The organism is Nocardia sp. NPDC056000 (genome assembly GCF_042269265.1).
Lineage (GTDB): Bacteria > Actinomycetota > Actinomycetes > Mycobacteriales > Mycobacteriaceae > Nocardia.
The window spans coordinates 155328-171254 of record NZ_JBHJXS010000002.1; the positions used below are offsets into that span (position 1 = coordinate 155328).

At 66.7% G+C, this 15927-nt stretch carries 15 protein-coding genes; 6 read left to right on the forward strand and 9 right to left on the reverse strand.

Annotated elements, in window-relative coordinates; all coding sequences use genetic code 11:
• Nucleotides 1–37: 37 nt before the first annotated feature.
• The 7 genes from ACFC4D_RS05795 to ACFC4D_RS05825 form a co-directional block, all read right to left on the reverse strand.
• The gene (locus ACFC4D_RS05795; protein ID WP_376061963.1) at nt 38–1021 is read right to left on the reverse strand and encodes a cytochrome c oxidase assembly protein; all 984 of its coding nucleotides are present in this window, start codon (nt 1019–1021) and stop codon (nt 38–40) included.
• A 54-nt stretch (nt 1022–1075) separates the two neighbouring features.
• Complete coding sequence (locus ACFC4D_RS05800; RefSeq protein WP_376061964.1) at nt 1076–2059, reverse strand: cation diffusion facilitator family transporter; 984 nt, start codon at nt 2057–2059, stop codon at nt 1076–1078.
• A gap of 118 nt (nt 2060–2177) precedes the next feature.
• Entirely contained in the window at nt 2178–3038 is an 861-nt protein-coding gene (locus ACFC4D_RS05805) for a metallophosphoesterase (protein WP_376061965.1), read from the reverse strand.
• Between the two features lie 237 nt (nt 3039–3275).
• Nucleotides 3276–4361 carry a nitronate monooxygenase gene (locus ACFC4D_RS05810; RefSeq protein WP_364637822.1) on the reverse strand — a complete coding sequence of 362 codons (1086 nt, stop codon included), beginning with the start codon at nt 4359–4361 and terminating at the stop codon, nt 3276–3278.
• Nucleotides 4358–5116, reverse strand: coding sequence for a CoA-transferase subunit beta (locus ACFC4D_RS05815; RefSeq protein ID WP_375962519.1), 759 nt, complete (start codon nt 5114–5116; stop codon nt 4358–4360). The genes ACFC4D_RS05810 and ACFC4D_RS05815 overlap by 4 nt, the downstream gene beginning before the upstream one ends.
• On the reverse strand, nt 5116–5994 hold the full coding sequence (locus ACFC4D_RS05820; protein WP_364637826.1) for a CoA-transferase: 879 nt from the start codon (nt 5992–5994) through the stop codon (nt 5116–5118). The genes ACFC4D_RS05815 and ACFC4D_RS05820 overlap by 1 nt, the downstream gene beginning before the upstream one ends.
• 5 nt (nt 5995–5999) lie before the next feature.
• Complete coding sequence (locus tag ACFC4D_RS05825; RefSeq protein WP_375962522.1) at nt 6000–6764, reverse strand: enoyl-CoA hydratase family protein; 765 nt, start codon at nt 6762–6764, stop codon at nt 6000–6002.
• Between the two features lie 56 nt (nt 6765–6820).
• Here ACFC4D_RS05825 and ACFC4D_RS05830 point away from each other — a divergent pair, with 56 nt between their 5' ends.
• The 5 genes from ACFC4D_RS05830 (at nt 6821) to ACFC4D_RS05850 (ending at nt 11891) form a co-directional block, all read left to right on the forward strand.
• Nucleotides 6821–7609: an SDR family oxidoreductase gene (locus ACFC4D_RS05830; RefSeq protein ID WP_376062247.1), complete on the forward strand. Its 789-nt coding sequence runs from the start codon at nt 6821–6823 to the stop codon at nt 7607–7609.
• Nucleotides 7610–7639: 30 nt separating this feature from the next.
• Nucleotides 7640–8551, forward strand: coding sequence for an SDR family oxidoreductase (locus ACFC4D_RS05835; RefSeq protein WP_376061966.1), 912 nt, complete (start codon nt 7640–7642; stop codon nt 8549–8551).
• A 490-nt stretch (nt 8552–9041) separates the two neighbouring features.
• The gene (locus ACFC4D_RS05840; RefSeq protein ID WP_376061967.1) at nt 9042–10349 is read left to right on the forward strand and encodes a hypothetical protein; all 1308 of its coding nucleotides are present in this window, start codon (nt 9042–9044) and stop codon (nt 10347–10349) included.
• 4 nt (nt 10350–10353) lie between these two features.
• On the forward strand, nt 10354–10866 hold the full coding sequence (locus ACFC4D_RS05845) for an ImmA/IrrE family metallo-endopeptidase (RefSeq protein WP_364637834.1): 513 nt from the start codon (nt 10354–10356) through the stop codon (nt 10864–10866).
• The gene (locus ACFC4D_RS05850; protein WP_375962527.1) at nt 10863–11891 is read left to right on the forward strand and encodes a hypothetical protein; all 1029 of its coding nucleotides are present in this window, start codon (nt 10863–10865) and stop codon (nt 11889–11891) included. The genes ACFC4D_RS05845 and ACFC4D_RS05850 overlap by 4 nt, the downstream gene beginning before the upstream one ends.
• A gap of 603 nt (nt 11892–12494) precedes the next feature.
• On the opposite strand, the gene ACFC4D_RS05855 is transcribed toward ACFC4D_RS05850, so the two are convergent.
• Both ACFC4D_RS05855 and ACFC4D_RS05860 read right to left on the reverse strand, forming a co-directional pair.
• Nucleotides 12495–12911 (reverse strand): helix-turn-helix domain-containing protein, encoded by a 417-nt coding sequence (locus ACFC4D_RS05855; protein ID WP_011207048.1) that lies wholly within the window; start codon nt 12909–12911, stop codon nt 12495–12497.
• A gap of 371 nt (nt 12912–13282) precedes the next feature.
• Nucleotides 13283–14449 carry a steroid 3-ketoacyl-CoA thiolase gene (locus ACFC4D_RS05860; RefSeq protein WP_364637838.1) on the reverse strand — a complete coding sequence of 389 codons (1167 nt, stop codon included), beginning with the start codon at nt 14447–14449 and terminating at the stop codon, nt 13283–13285.
• Between the two features lie 212 nt (nt 14450–14661).
• Between ACFC4D_RS05860 and ACFC4D_RS05865 the strand changes: the two genes are divergently transcribed.
• Nucleotides 14662–15873 (forward strand): cytochrome P450, encoded by a 1212-nt coding sequence (locus ACFC4D_RS05865; RefSeq protein ID WP_376062248.1) that lies wholly within the window; start codon nt 14662–14664, stop codon nt 15871–15873.
• Nucleotides 15874–15927 lie beyond the last annotated feature (54 nt).

Sequence of the window (15927 nt, forward strand, 5' to 3'; positions counted from 1 at the left end):
CACCCGAACAACGATGGCACAGAACGGGGTTGCGCGTTCAGCGTCGGCGGAACCGCTGACTCAATTGCGGATCGTTCTCCCACCACAGGCCGGTGCTCGGCGGCGCGTCCGCGGTGTGCGCGGGCGCATCGGTGCGGTTCGCGGGTGCTTCGGCCTGTGCGGCGACCGCATCGAGTTCGGCGTCGACCTGCGCGGCCTTGCGCTTCTCGTCATCGGACCAGGCGCGCATGAGCATGAGCGCGAATGGAATTCCGAGCACATCGCCGAGCAGCCACAGAATGCCCGCGCCCGCGGTCTGATCCATGCGCTGGCTCGGCCCCCAGGTGCGGCCGACCTCCGCGTAATACCCGGCCGCCAGAATCGGTCCCAGCCACACCACGATGCCGAGAATGCCGTCCGCCAGCGATTCGACCACCGTGATCAGCAGCGATACCGCCTGCGAGTACCGGCGCGGCACCGGATCCGCCTGCAGGCGCGAGTAGAAATACAGGAATCCGATGCCCACCAGGGCAATTCGCGTCACCGCGTCGATCACGCCATTGCGCAGCACCGCTTCGTACCAGGGCGAGAAATACAGCAGCCACGGCGTCAGCAGCATCGCGGCGGACGGGACCAGTGGGAACGTCAGCCCGGTCACCAAGCGGCTGTTCAGGATTCGATCCATCCGCGCCCGCCCGGCATCTCCGAGCGCACCGCGCAGCACCGTCAACGGCGTCCCCGCCGCCAACCCGAACGACACCAGATAGAGCAGCAGCAGCGTCTGCAACGCCCGAACCCAGAACAGGGTGTCCGAGTACACCCCGAGCGCCCCGACCCCGGTATAAAGCCACAGCGCGAGCCCGACGACACCGAAACAGATGGCCCGCCCGCGAACCGGAAGCTCTACGCCCTTCCGCCGCGCCGCCGTCCAGGCCAGCAGATACCCGGCCCCGATGACCGCGGTAACGACCACGGTCGAGGTATCCCACCGCCACGACGTCAGCAGCGAACTCACGGTCAGCGGCGTATCGATACCAAGCACGCCCGCCAGTATCCGCTTGCCCGGAAATCACATCACCCCGGTGCCCGGGATCGCTCAGCGCAGGGTCTTGTGGGTTTCGCCGTGTGACTGTTCGCAGTGGGATTCGGTGTCGCGGCCCAGGGTGAGCAGGTCCGATTGGGCGTGGTCGACCTGGAGGGTGGCGTGGTCGATGTGGTGCTCGTGGGAGAGGAAGTGGGCGAGGTCCTCTCGGACGGAGTGGCAGTCGTAGCCGGGTTCGACCAGGACGTGCGCGGAGAGCGCGGGGGAGCCGGAGGTGATCTCCCAGATGTGCAGATCGTGCACCTCGACCACGTGATCGCGGCCGGCCATGGCCGCGCCGATCACGGTGGGGTCCAGGTTCTCCGGGGCCGCCTCGAGGAAGATGCGGCTGGAGGCGCGGACCAGGCTGATACCGGCCTTCACCATGAGCACGACCACGATCAGGGTGGCGATCACGTCGGCCTGCACCCAGCCGGTGAACATGATGATCGCGCCCGCGATGGCGGTGGCGATGAACCCGTAGAGATCGGTGAGCAGGTGCTGGAACGCGCCCTCCACATTGAGGCTGGTCCGATTGGCGCGGCTGATCATGACCGTCGCGATCAGATTCACCACCACACCGATGAGCGCGGTGACCAGCACCAGCCCGCCGGTGACCTCGGGCGGATCGAGCAGTCGCCGGATCGCCTCGAAGGTGAGCCAGGCCGCCAGCACCAGCAGCGTCGCGCCATTGGCCATGGCGGACAGGATCTCGACCCGTTTCCAGCCGAAGGTCATGCGCCCGGCGGCGGGCCGGGCGGCGAGTTGAATAGCCCAGAGCGCCAGCACGATCGCCGCGGCATCGGTGAGCATATGCGCCGCGTCCGAGAGCAGGGCCAGCGATCCGGAGATCACGCCGACCACGACCTCACCGGCCATATAGGCGACGATCAGCGCGAGCGCGCCCGCGAGCCAGCGTTTGTCACTGTCCGCGGTGGCTCCGTGTGTATGCCCGGCGCCATGGGAATGGCCGTGCCCGTGGTCGTGCCCTGCACCCATGTCGATCTCCCTTCATCCTGACCGCAGGCGATCATATGCACGCATCGCTATGTATGCAAGGTTAACGATCTCCAACTTCGGCGATACCCGCCGTCATCAGGTGTATTCGGGGACCGGATCAACCGGCGGCGGACTCGGGCAGCAGTCCGGCGGCAGCCTGCGGCAGCCGCAGCACACTCCAGGAATCGTCCGGGGTGTAGGCGGGATGGTGCGACGCTTCCGGATCGGCGGCCAGCCCCTCGACCCGGGTCAGCTGTCCGGACCCGGCCGGAATGATCTCGGTGTACCGGTAGTGCAGATGCCCGTGATAGTGCACGGCGGGCCGCAACCGCTCCACCACCTGCTGAATCCGGTCCTGATTGGGAAAGCACTCCGGCTTGTTCTTGCGATTGAACTTCGGCTGCGTCGCTCGCGGCTTATCGTGCGTCAGCAGTACGTCGACCGGTGAATCATGTTCGGCGAGAAGCACTTCCAATTCGTCATCGGTCATCTCCTCCTCCGGGAACCACAGCGATCCGGCCGTGAGCGGCCGCCGGCTCGACCCGTAGGCCCGTCGTTTGGCCGCCTGTTCCTCCTTGCGCCCCTCCCGGGCCAGCCGCCACCCCTTATCGGTGGACCGGGCCCCGCCGAACGCCGCGAAAACGGTGTCCTCCCATACCCATCGGTGCCCCCGGGGTGCGAACCGCACATGTCTGCGGCACTCCAGGAACCCCTGCTCATCCCGCTTGTCCCCGTACAACTCCAGCACCAGCGACGACTTGTCGTGATTCCCGTCGAGGAAATAGACGGTCACCCCCGCCCGCTTGGCGGCCTTGTTCACCACATCGAAATACCGCCGCCCCGACGGCATATGCTCCCAGGCCCCGAAATCCCCGACCCCGAACACCCGCGAGCACTCGAGCTCCACCGCGACCCGCACCACCGTCAGCGCGTGCGCCGTGTTCCCGTGTAAATCACCGACAATCAGGACATTCCCCATCGCCCCATGGTCCCAGCCCACCCCGCTTCCGGCACTCCCATTTCCCCGCGCGCCGCCCGAACGCAACGAGGCCGCCCCTGGGCGAGAGGTTCCAGGGACGGCCCGTGCGCGCGGTGGGAAGACCGCGCTACGGATCCGAGGTCGATCGGATCCGCGAGATGCGCGGCCGATCGTGTCGGGCCGCGCAGTATGGGGCGCCGCGGGTGAGAGTCCGCGGCGCTGATCGGGGGAGTGGGATCAGGCGGGGGTTTCCGCCTCGGTGACGCGGTAGGCGGAGAGGGCGTCGATGCGGGTGATCGCGTCGGCGACGATGCGATCGATCAGCTCCTGGACCGTGGGCAGATCCTCGATGATGCCCGCCACCTGACCGGAGGCCAGCACGCCCGCCTGGGTATTGCCTTCCACCAGACCGGCTTTGAGCAGCATGGGGGTATTGGCGGCCATGATCACCTGGGACCAGGTGAGGTCCTTGTGCTTGCGCATGGCCAGACCGTCCTTGACGATGGTCGACCACTTCATGCCGGTCATGCCCTTGAACTTGAGCGCGTTCGACGCGGCGGCGGCGAAACCGCGGGCCTTGCCGGAGTGCTCCAGCTTCTGCACCAGTTCGGTGTTCAGCACGCGGTGCGGCATGCCGTCGACCTTGGTGGAGACGACGGTGTCCTGGAGGCCGCGGGTCAGGTACTCGCGCTTGACCGCCTCCGGCACGCTGCTCTCCTGGGTGAGCAGGAAGCGGGTGCCCATGGCGACACCGGCGGCTCCGTAGGACAGCGCGGCGGCCAGACCGCGGCCGTCGAAGAAACCGCCACCGGCGATGACCGGGATGTCCACCGCGTCCAGCACGGACGGCAGCAGCAGCGTGGTCGCGACGGAGCCGGTGTGGCCACCGCCCTCGCCACCCTGCACGATCACCGCGTCCGCGCCCCAGGAGGCGACCTTCACCGCGTGCTTGGCCGCGCCGATGGACGGAACCACCACCACGCCATTGTCTTTGAGCCGCGCGATGAGTTCCTTCTTGGGCGCGAGCGCGAAGGAGGCGACCTTCACGCCCTCGCGGATCATCAGCTCGCAGCGCTCGGCGGCATCGAAGCCGTCGGCGCGGATGTTCACGCCGAACGGTTTATCGGTCTGCGATTTGGTCTTGGCGATGGCCACTTCGAGTTCTTCGAAGGTCATGGTGGCCGAGGCCAGAATGCCGAGGCCGCCCGCGTTCGCGGTGGCCGAGACCAGGCTCGGTCCGGCGACCCAGCCCATACCGGTCTGCACGATCGGATGCTCGATGCCGACCAATTCGGTCAGCGGCGTCTTCAACCGAGCGGTCATGCCGTCACTTCCTTCTCACGGAAGCCCTTGGGGTCCAGCACGGTTCGGATGATCCGCAGCTCTTCCTCGGTGGGCAGGCGGGTTTCGCCCGCCTCGGCCAGGCCCGCGATCTCGAACGAGGTGTTCTCGGCGACCTCGTCGGCGGTGACGCCGGGGTGCAGCGAGAGCGCGCGCAGGGTGTGGTCCGGGCCGTTGAAATCGAAGACGCCCAGGTTCGAGACCACGCGGTGCAGGTGGTGGAACCGGTAGGCCGGATTCTCGGGATCGATCTTGTCGTAACCGATTCCGGAGACGATGTCGACGGCGTCCACGAACACCCGCCTATTGTGCTTGGGCACGAAATAGCTGGTGGCGTGGTTGATGGTGTTGCCCGGCGCGCCGCGCACACCGAACATCTGCCGCGAAGGCTGTTGCAGCGGACCGAAAGCCGACAGGTTCTGATTGCCGTGCCGGTCGATCTGGTTCGCGCCCATCACCACGTGGCGACGGCCGGAGGCGACGACGTCGAAAACCTTCGAGAACGGAATCCAGCCCTCGATCGGGGCCTTGCCGCCGATGGCCGGAACCTCGGCGAAGAACAGCGCCTCACCGTCGGACAGCAGCAGATCCGGTTCGAAGGTGAGCCGCGCCAGCCGCGCGCCGATGGTGGTGACGGTGGACATCGGGCTGGCCATGATCTCGCCCGCGCCGCGGAAGATTTCGGCGGAGGCGACGACGCAGATCTCCGCGCGAGTGATCGTGGTGGTGTCGGTCATTACTTCTGCTCCTCGGCGAAAGCACGGACGGCGGCCTGGTATTCGTCCTCGGACACATCCAGGTAGGTCGCCTTGAACTCCGCCCACGATTCGGGCGTCTTGGCGGCCTCGACATAGTGGCGCTGGAACTTCTCATCGCGGCCGTAGCTGCCGGAGAAGGTGAAGTGCGCGCCACCCGGGGCCTCGACCACGCCGTCGACCATCATGCGGTTGAGGATGATCGACTGCTGCGGAACGGCTTTCACCAGTTCATCGGTCTCGACGAGGCGGTCCACCGACAGGTAGCGGCGCTCGGCGGCGAGGGAGTACAGATCGTCGAAGTACGGGTCGACGCCGGTGTACGCGGCATTGCCGTGCTTATCGCCCAGATCCAGGTGCACGAAAGAGGCATCCAGGTTCAAAGCGGGCATGGCGATGAGGGTTTCGCTGCGGCCGTCGGCATCGGCGTAGGGGGACTGCACGGTCTTCAGCTCGCCCTCCCAGAAGTCGACGACGGCCGAACCGAGTCCGGCGCGAATCGGCAGGAACGGCAGGCGGGCGGCGGCGGCTTGCAGGCCGCACTTGACCATGCCCTCGTCCATTTCACGCACGGTGATCTCGCCACCGGTGCGCGCCTTGGCGAACCACGGATCGTAGAACGGCGCGGAGTCGAGAGATACGAAGCCGTAGTACGCCTTTCGGACCTTTCCGGCCGAGCAGAGCAGGCCCAGATCCGGTCCGCCGTAGGTGACGACCGTCAAATCCGTTATGTCCGAACGCAGAATCGCACGCACGAAGGCCAGCGGCTTGCGCCGGGAACCCCAGCCGCCGATGCCGATGGTCATACCGCTGCGGAGTTCGCCGACAACTTCGTCGAGGCTCATCCTCTTGTCGCGCATGGCTTTTACTTCCCCTTCTTCTGCGCGGCCAGGTCGTCATCGAACCGGGCACGAATCTCATCGGCGACACCGGCGAGGTTGAGCTCCATGGTGAAGCCCTGCTCGAACCGGTAGGACTTGTGCACGTCCTGTACGTCGATACCGTTCAGCGCCTTCTTGGCGGCGCGAATGACGCGGCCGTCCTTATTGGCGATGTTCTTGGCGACTTCCATTGCGGCGGCGTCGAGTTCGGCGCGCGGCACCACCTTGAACACCGAACCGTAGTGGTGCAGCTGCTGCGCGGTGAGCGTGCCCGCGGTGTAGAACATGGTGCGCATCAGGTGCTGGGGGACCAGGCGCGAGAGGTGGGTGGCCGCACCGAGCGCGCCGCGGTCGACCTCGGGGAGGCCGAAGGTCGCGTCGTCGGAGGCGATGATGACATCGGAATTGCCGACCAGGCCGATGCCGCCGCCGAGGCAGAAGCCGTTGACCGCGGTGACGACCGGAACTTCACAGTCGTAGATGGCGGCGAACGCGGCGAAGCAGCCGTGGTTGGCGCGGATGAGGGCGGTATGCCCGGTGTCCGCGTTCATCTCCTTGATATCGACGCCCGCGTTGAAGCCGCGGCCCTCGGCGCGCAGCACCACGACCCGGGTTTCCGGGTTGCGGCCCGCCTCGCGGACGGCGTCGGCAAGTGCGAACCAGCCGTCGGAAGGCAGGGCGTTGACCGGGGCGTAGTCGACAGTGACGACCTCGACGCCTTCGGTTTCGGTGTGACGGATGATCCCCATCGCAAGTCCCATCGTTGGCAAAACAAGCAAGTGCTTGGTAGGTTAGCACGGTGGCAATCGAAGTGAACCTCTCCGGCTCCGTCGTCTTGGTCACCGGCGGCGTGCGAGGAGTCGGGGCCGGCATCAGCCGGGTATTCCTGGACGCCGGCGCGACCGTGGTGGCCTGTGCGCGGCGGCCCGCCGACATCCCCGTCGAGAGCAATGGGCGGGGCATCGACTTCCTGCCCTGCGATGTGCGCGATCCCGATTCGGTGCGCGAACTCATCGACGCGATCGTGGCGAAATACGGGCGGCTGGACACCGTGGTCAATAACGCGGGCGGTGCGCCGTTCGCCTTGGCCGCCAATGCCAGCCCGAATTTCCACTCCAAGATCATTCAGCTGAATCTGCTTGCGCCGCTACTGGTCTCGCAGGTCGCCAATGATGTGATGCAGCGGCAGGAGACCGGCGGCTCCATCGTCATGATCTCCAGCGTCTCCGGTCACCGCCCGTCGCCCGGCACCGCCGCCTACGGCGCCGCCAAAGCCGGTGTGGACAGCCTGGTTTCCTCACTCGCGGTGGAATGGGCCCCGAAGGTGCGAATGAACTCGGTCGTCTGCGGCCTGGTCAATACCGAATCCTCACATCTGCACTACGGCGACGAGGACGGTATCGCCGCGGTCAGCGGCACGGTCCCCATGCAGCGCATGGCAAGCCCCGAGGACATCGGCCGCACCGCCGCCTTCCTGGCCTCCCCGCTGGCCGGCTACGTCACCGGCAGCGCCCTGCTCGTACACGGCGGCGGCGAGAAGCCCGCCTTCCTGACCGCATCCACCGCAGACGTCCCTGCCGTCTCCGGTCACTGACCCCTTCCACTCTCAGCGAGGTATTTCGATATGACCGAGAAAATCTGCGACGGCCGCGTCGTCATCGTGACCGGCGCGGGCCAGGGCATCGGCCGGGCGCACGCGCTGGCGTTCGCCGCCGCCGGAGCCAAGGTCGTGGTGAACGATCTGGGCGCGGAGCTCGACGGCACCCCCAAGCCGGATTCCGGTGCGGCCAAGGTGGTCGAGGAGATCAAGGCGCTCGGCGGCGAGGCCGTGGTGAACGGTGACGACGTCTCCGATTGGGAGGGCGCGCGCCGCCTGGTCGCCACCGCCATCGAAACCTTCGGCGGTCTGGACGTACTGGTCAACAATGCCGGTATCGTGCGCGACCGCATGCTGGTCAACCTGGGCGAGGACGAGTGGGACGCCGTCATCAAGGTGCACCTCAAGGGTCATTTCGCCCCGATGCGGCATGCCGCGGAGTACTGGCGCAATGAGTCCAAGGCCGGTCGTCAGCCCGAGGCCCGCGTGATCAACACCAGTTCCGGTGCGGGCCTGCTCGGCTCGGTCGGCCAGGGCAACTATTCGGCTGCCAAGGCGGGCATCGCCGGTCTCACCATCACCGCCGCCGCCGAATTCGCGCGCTACGGCATCACCGTGAACGCGATCGCCCCGGCCGCGCGCACCCGCATGACCGAGACCGTCTTCGCCGAGACCATGGCCGCCCCCGAGGATGGCGGTTTCGACGCCATGGCCCCGGAAAACGTTTCCCCGCTGGTGGTTTGGCTGGGCAGCGCGGATTCCGCCGGTGTCACCGGCCGCATGTTCGAGGTCGAGGCGGGCAAGGTGACGGTCGCCGATGGCTGGCGGCACGGCGTCTCGGTCGATCGTGGCGCGCGCTGGGAGCCCGCCGAGCTCGGCCCCGCCGTGCGCGATCTGCTCTCCAAGGCCACCACCCCGGAGCCGGTCTACGGCGCGTAGTCGCGAACCGCTCCACCAGCTTTCATCGCCGGTGCCCCGAATGGGGTACCGGCGATGGCCGTTTTCAGAGGGTTCGGAAATGAGCCACTGTGACATGTCTCTCAATCGGGTGGGGAGGCATCATCCGCCCCGTTATCGCTGGTTGCGGTATCGGAACGGTTGCTGTCGGGTTGGTCTGGAATGTCCTTGTCTGCCATCGACAAGTACGTTTCCGGCGGTGCCGGTGGGGTGTGAGAGCAGACCTGAGGACCGTGTTACCAGCCAATTGTGCTGGGGCGCTTGCTGATATTCGGGACATCGGGGCAAAGGCAGGCGTACGGTTTGGACTGGCCCCTAATGGGTTCGGGAGTTGTGCGGGGATGCGTGCCGGCTTGTACGATGGCCGCGTTCCGCAAAGGTCCGGCAATCGGGGTTAGCCGGACAGAGGTGCACCGCTCCGCAGTACTGGAGCAAGCCGACTGCGCAGTATTGATGAGGGGATGGCTCTCGCATGATCATTGGTCGTGCATTGCGCTTGGTGGCAGTGATCGCCGCTGTCGCCGGGTCCGCGCTGCTCGGGCCGGTGCCCGCAGGAGCGCAACCGGGCATCGACCTGGAGCCCGCGCCGGGGGCGGGCAATGGCCCGGTCGCGGGCGGCGGCTCCGACCCCCAGAATGTCGCGGTTCCGGCCAATCCCGTTGCCGGACCGCAGGATTTGCTCGCCGTAATACTCGGCCTCGGAACCGGTTCCGCCGCGGTGGGCTCCGCGGGGGCCGGATCGGCCGGAGTCGGCTCGGCGGGTACGGGATCCACCGGATTGGGCGTGCTGCTCGGCGGCACCGGATCGGCGCTGGGCGGCACCGGTTCGGCGGCGGTCGGCTCCGCCGGTGCGGGTACGGGTTCCGCTGCTCTCGGACTCGGAGCCACGGGTTCGGCGGCGGTCGGTTCGGCGGCCGCCGGTACCGGGTCGGCTGCTCTGGGCCTCGGCGCCTCGGGTTCCGCCGCCGCTGGAACAGGTTCTGCCGCAGTGGGTTCCGCCGGTGTCGGCACCGGTTCCGCACTCGGACTCGGTTCCGCCGCGGTGGGCTCCGCTGGCGCGGGCCTGCTCGCGACTCTGCTCGGCACCGGTTCCGCCGCGGTCGGCTCGGCTGCGGTGGGCTCCGCGGCCGTCGGCTCCGCCGGTATCGGTGCGCTCTGCACCGGTTCGGCGGCGGTGGGTTCGGCCGGAATCGGTTCCGCCGCAGTGGGTTCGGCGGCCGGTGGTGGTTCGGGTGTCGGTTCGGCGGGTGTCGGTTCCGCCGCTGCGGGTTCGGGTGTCGGTTCGGCCGCCGTCGGTGCGGGTTCGGCCGGTGCCGGTTCTGCCGCATTGGGTTCCGCCGCGGTGGGTTCGGCGGGCGTCGGCTCGGCGGCCGTGTGCGCCTCGCCGCTGTTGTTGCTGCTGCTCCCGCCGCCACCGGCTCCGGCGGCTCCGGCTGTGCCACTGGAGATTCCGTCCGCGCCGAGCGTGCCCGCACCGCAGCTCGCCGCACCGGTGCTCGCGCCCGCCCTCCCCGCACCGGAGGCCGCGCCCGCACCGGCACCACCACCGCCCCCACCGGCTCCGGCCCCGGCTCCCGTGCTGGCGCAACCGAATCCGGACGTGAAGCCGACGTCGGCGAACGCGCCGCTGCCGCCGGTGAAACTGCTGTCGGTGATCGGCGGCCTGATCGCGCTCGGTTTGGCGGGCGCGGGTTCCGGTGCGGTGAGTTTCCAGAGCGCTTCGGCGGCACAGGCGCGGGTCGATGCCGCGCGGGCCGCGTTCTTCGGACCGAGGGTGTGAGGGCATGACCGAGAGCCGGGCGCATAGCATCGGGTCCTACCGCCGGGTGGCGGCGGCGGTGGACGCGGTGTGCGCGGTGGCCGCCGATTTCGACGCCACCAATCTGGACGAGGTGGTGCTGGCCATCTCCGCCGAACGCCGCCGCATGATCGAAATCGCCAGTGCCCAACTGGGTCCGGGCGTCTGCGGTCAGCGCCGCAGTTATCCGGACAAGGATGTGATCGTGCTGGCCGAGGCGCTGCCCAGCCGCGAGCACACCCTCGCGCACGAGCTGGGGCATATCGTCTTCGACCATCCCGGCGAGGCGGCCACCGAGGTGGTGCTGGAGGCGAGCGACGATCTCATCGCGTACATGCTCAGCCAGCGCGCACATCAGAAGATCGTGGAACTCGGCGAGGACGAGCAGTGCGAATGGGAGGCGGAGACCTTCGCCTCCATGCTCATGACCCGCCTGCGCGTGTTCAACAGCCGAGGCGCAGGCGTCTCGGTCCTTCGATTCGATGAGGCACTCGGATGACCTTCTGGTTGACAGCGCTTCTCATTTGGATGGCGGCCGGTGCGAGAGTCGGCCGGGTGCTCGTCAAACCCGCCACCACGGCGCGGGTGGCGATCATCATCGCGGTGGCCTCGGTGGCGCTGGCCGCGACCGTCTCCGTCCCGGAAATCGGTGTGGCAGTTGATCATCTGCTGCCCAATGGCGTGCACGGCAGCTGGTTCTCCGATCGGCTCACCACCGCGGCCTGGATTCTGTTCGGCACCGCTACCTCGGTGGTGGCGGCCGCCGCGTGGCCGGTGGTGTCGCGGGTGAATCTGCGGCAGATCGCCTGGATCATCTACGCGGGCGGCGTGCTGGCCATGACGCTCACGCTGCTGTGGTCGATCACCTTCGGCTGGGTGATCGTGGCGCTGGAATGCCTGTTCATCGTGATCACCGGTGTGCGCAACCTGGATTGGACCGCGCTCGGCCGCGGTATCGCGCTCTACTGCGTGGGCACCCTGGTGGTCGGCGTGCTGGCCGCACTGGCGGTGCGGCGCGAACTCATGCATCAGCCGATGGCCAAACCGGCGGCGGGCGACTGGTTCTGGCCGGTGTGGCAGTTGGCGAGCCTGCTCATCGCGGTCGGCGCGGTCTGGATCGTGATCGAGCTGTGGGCGCGAGCGCGCCTGCTGCTGAAGCAGATTCGCACCCTGCATCGGGTGCTGATCGCGCGCTTCCCCGAGGTGGTCGCCAAGGATCAGACCGGTTCGGCCACCCAGTTGAAGGCATCGGACCAGGTCGCGCAGGTGATGGACGCGCTGTACCTGCAATCCGGCGGCGGTATGGAGCTGCCCGCGGCGGGCATTCCGCCCGAAGCGGTCACCGAACGCGCGGCCCGGGTGGCGGAGTGGGCCCGAAACCCCTTCGGCGACGTACTGATCGACGGTCGCTGGATCGCACCGCCGGAGGGCGTCGGCCCGCGCGGCTGGGTGCAGGCGATTGCTCGCGCCTATGAGGCGGGCGCCACCACGTCGACGGTGAGCCGGGCCGCCGCCAAGCGCTGAGTTCGATCGACCGCTCTTCCGGACCGCCGGACTTCCGCAATCCTTCCGAATAGAAACGGCCCCCCGTGCCATGCGCGGGAGGCCGTTCTGTGTTGTCTGTTGTCTTAGTTGCGCCAATGTCATATCGGCGTCATGGAATTGCTGCGGGGCGGGGTTGGGCGCGACCGAATTGTCGCTTTTCTGTGCACAGAGCACAAAGAGTTTGTGCATCAGCACATAAGAATTTATGCACACAGCACAATAGGGCGCTTGTCGTAGATGGTGCATTGGGGGCGAAACGCTCACATCACACAAAACGACATACTGCACAAGTCGCCCGGCTCTATCTCGGCCCCCGTGATGTGGGCAGGGAAATGCCAGGATTGTGCATAACGCACCAGCGCAGAGACCTACGCCACTTGGCCCCAAGCGCAATGGGACCGGTGCAACACTCTTCAGCCGGCCGAATGGCTCCACGATGAACGGCGCTGCCCTGCAAGCAGCGCCGTCATCACACCGTGTTCAGGCACCCTGCAGTACCTGATCGGGCGCGGAGCAGTTCCCTACCGGGCCACCCCGGTGCGACCTCCGAGACGGCCGCGCCGAGTTGCCCCGGTAGAGAACCTATTCCGTACCGTCCGGAGGAATTTCGGGCAGCCCTTCGCTGGCCCGCAACTTCTCCGCCATGGAGGTGAGGAGGTTCTGAGATTCTTCGGAGAGGTCGAACGCCCTACTCGACAAACGACGAAGTCCATAGCCCTGCAGCTGGGACAGCAGTTCGAGATCGTGATCGATCTTGGCCGCGTAGATGTCGTTGAAGAAGTAGTCCGGTTTCACCTTGAAGAACTTCGCCAGCGCGGCCACCGTCTCATCTGAGGGGTTGGTCCGCTGTCCCGACCGCAACTGCGAGAGATACGGTTTCGAGATCGGATGGCCGGAGGCCGTGAGCGCCGCCGCCACCTCTGCATTGGTGTGCGGCTTACGCCCCGGGGGATGCACGGTTTCGAACAGCTTGTTCAGCCGCGCCGCGAAATCAGCCATTGTGAGCCGCCCAATTCCCTTCGCTGTACTAACAGTCGTTATCTCGGATACGTATCATTGATATTAGCGGCTCAGTAACTGAAAACCTACGCCTGATCCGCGATTTCCTTGAAGCTTCTAGGCGGTGATCCGGTGAACCGGCTGTGGCTTGGGTGTTTGCGGGCCAGCGCCACCGTTCTTGCGGAGGGCTTAAGAGTCCCGGTTCTGGCCCGTCGCGAAGGTCTTCCACGACGGGCCGTCGGTAACCCTAAGATAGCTGACATCTCATCTTCTTGTCTGTACCCGAGTTTGTGTGGCGTACGCCACGTTTCACGACAAGTGGGATGAACGTTCAACCTCGCCCGAAAATGATTGAAGTGACGACTAAGTGACTAGATCCGCTCGATGATCGTGCCCGTCGCGAGCGCGCCACCGCAGCACATGAGGATCATCGCGGTCTGCTTGTCGGACCGTTCCAACTCGTGCAAAGCCGTTGTGATGAGCCGGGTTCCGGTGCTGCCGACCGGATGTCCGATGGCGATCGCGCCGCCGTTGACGTTCACCCGATCCAGATCCGGCTTGTGCACCGAGGCCCACGACAGCACCACGGACGCGAACGCCTCGTTGATTTCGAACAGATCGATATCGCCGATGCTCATCCCGCTGCGCTCCAGCAGGCGCTCGCACGCCTGAACCGGTCCGTCCAGGTGGAATTCGGGCTCGCCGCCCACCAGGCACTGCGAGATGATCCGCGCGCGGGGGCGCAAACCCGCTCGCTCAGCGGCCTTTTCGTCCATCAGCAGCACCGCAGAGGCGCCGTCGGAGATCTGCGAGGAGGAGCCCGCGGTGTGAATTCCGCCCTCCAGCACCGGCTTCAGCTTCGCCAGGCCCTCGCGGGTGGTGGCGCGCAGGCCCTGATCTCGGCTGATATCGGCGGTCTCGCCGGTGAGGTTGCCTTCCTTATCGACCTGCGGCGCACCGACAATGGTGAGCACCTCGCGGTCGAACCGGCCCTGCTCCCACGCCTGCGCGGCCAGACGCTGTGAGCGCTCGCCCCATTCGTCGGTGTCGTCGCGAGTGATGCCGCGCCGCTTGGCAATTCGCTCGGCGGCGGTGAACTGGTCCGGCATATCGATATCCCACGACGCCGGACGGCGCGGGCCCGCGTGCGTTCCGACGTTGGCGCCCAACGGAACATGGCTCATGGACTCCAGGCCGCAGGCCATGCCGACATCGATCGCGCCGGTGGCGATCAGGCCCGCGACCAGGCCGGTGGCCTGCTGCGCGGAGCCGCACTGATTGTCGATGGTGACCGCACCGGACTGCCAGGGCAATCCGGCGTGCAGCCAAGCGGTTCTGGTGACATTGTTGGACTGTTCGCCCACCTGCATCACGCAGCCGCCGATGACCTGCTCCACCAGAGCCGGATCCAGCTCGGCCCGCTCCAGCAGGCCCTTCTGCGCCGCTCCCAGGAGTTCGGCGGCATGCAGTCCGGCCAGCCAGCCGTTGCGCTTGCCGATGGGTGTGCGCGCGGCTTCGACGATGACGGGTGTACCCACGATGGTCTTCCTTCCGGATCAGAACTGGAACAAGTTCTCTACAAGTAATGTAAGTCAGTTTCGGTTCCTTCCCTAGTCTTACCGCCTGTGCTTGAATATCGGTAGAACGTGTTTCAGTTAGTCAAAGGAGACAGCTGGTGGTGGCAGCCAATACCGCAGACGCCCAAGCCCGGCCCAACGTGCCGGACGGGTTCGACATCACCGACCCGGAGATGTGGCAGCAGCGAGTCCCGGCGGAGGAACTCGCCGAACTCCGCGAGGCCGCGCCGATCTGGTGGAATCCCAAGTCTCCCGAGACCGGCGGCTTCCAGGACGACGGCTTCTGGGTGATCAGCAAGCATGCCGACGTGAAAACCGTCTCGCGGCGTGATGACGTGTTCTCCACCTTCGAGAACACCGCCATCCCGCGCTTCCAGGACAGCATCACCCGCGAGCAGATCGAACTGCAGCGCTTCGTCCTGCTGAACAAGGACGCCCCGGAGCACACCAAGCTCCGCAAGATCATCTCGAAGGGCTTCACCCCGCGCGTGATCAACGGCCTGCGCGCCGAGCTGACCGCGCGCGCCGAATCCATCGTGCAGGCCGCGGTGGCGACCGGCGCCGGTGACTTCGTGGAGCAGGTGGCGGCCGAACTGCCGCTGCAGGCCATCGCCGAATTGATCGGCGTGCCACAGGAAGACCGCATGAAGCTCTTCAAGTGGTCCAACGATATGACCAGCTACGACGATCCGGACAGCGATGCCGATCCGGTGGTCGCCTCCACCGAGATCCTGGGCTACTCGTACCAAATGGCCGAAGCCCGCCGGGCCTGCCCGGCCGACGATATCGTCACCGAACTCATCAACGCCGATGTCGACGGTGACGCGCTGCTGCCCGAGGAATTCGGCTTCTTCGTCATGGTGCTGGCCGTGGCCGGCAACGAGACCACCCGCAATGCCACCACGCACGGGATGGTCGCGTTCCTGGAGAACCCGGAGCAGTGGGAGCTCTTCAAGAAGGAGCGCCCGCGCACCGCCGTCGACGAGATCATCCGCTGGGCCACCCCGGTCAGCAGCTTCCAGCGCACCGCGCTCGAGGATGTGGAAGTCGGTGGCGTGGAGATCAAGAAGGGGCAGCGCGTGGTGCTGTCCTACCGTTCGGCCAACTTCGACGAGGAGGTGTTCGACGATCCGAACACCTTCAACATCCTGCGTGATCCGAACCCGCACCTGTCCTTCGGCGGCACCGGCGCGCACTACTGCGTCGGCGCGAACCTGGCGCGGCTGGAGATCGAGATCATCTTCAACGCCATCGCGGACTACATGCCGGACATCTCCGGACTCGGCGATCCGCAGCGCCTGCGCTCGGGCTGGCTGAACGGTGTGAAGGAATTCCAGGTCGACTACGGCACCAAGCCCGGCGGCGGTTGCCCGGTAGCGCACTAGCGCGAAAAACGCTGACCTGCCCTGCCTCTCACAACTCAGGGTAGTAAGGAAAGG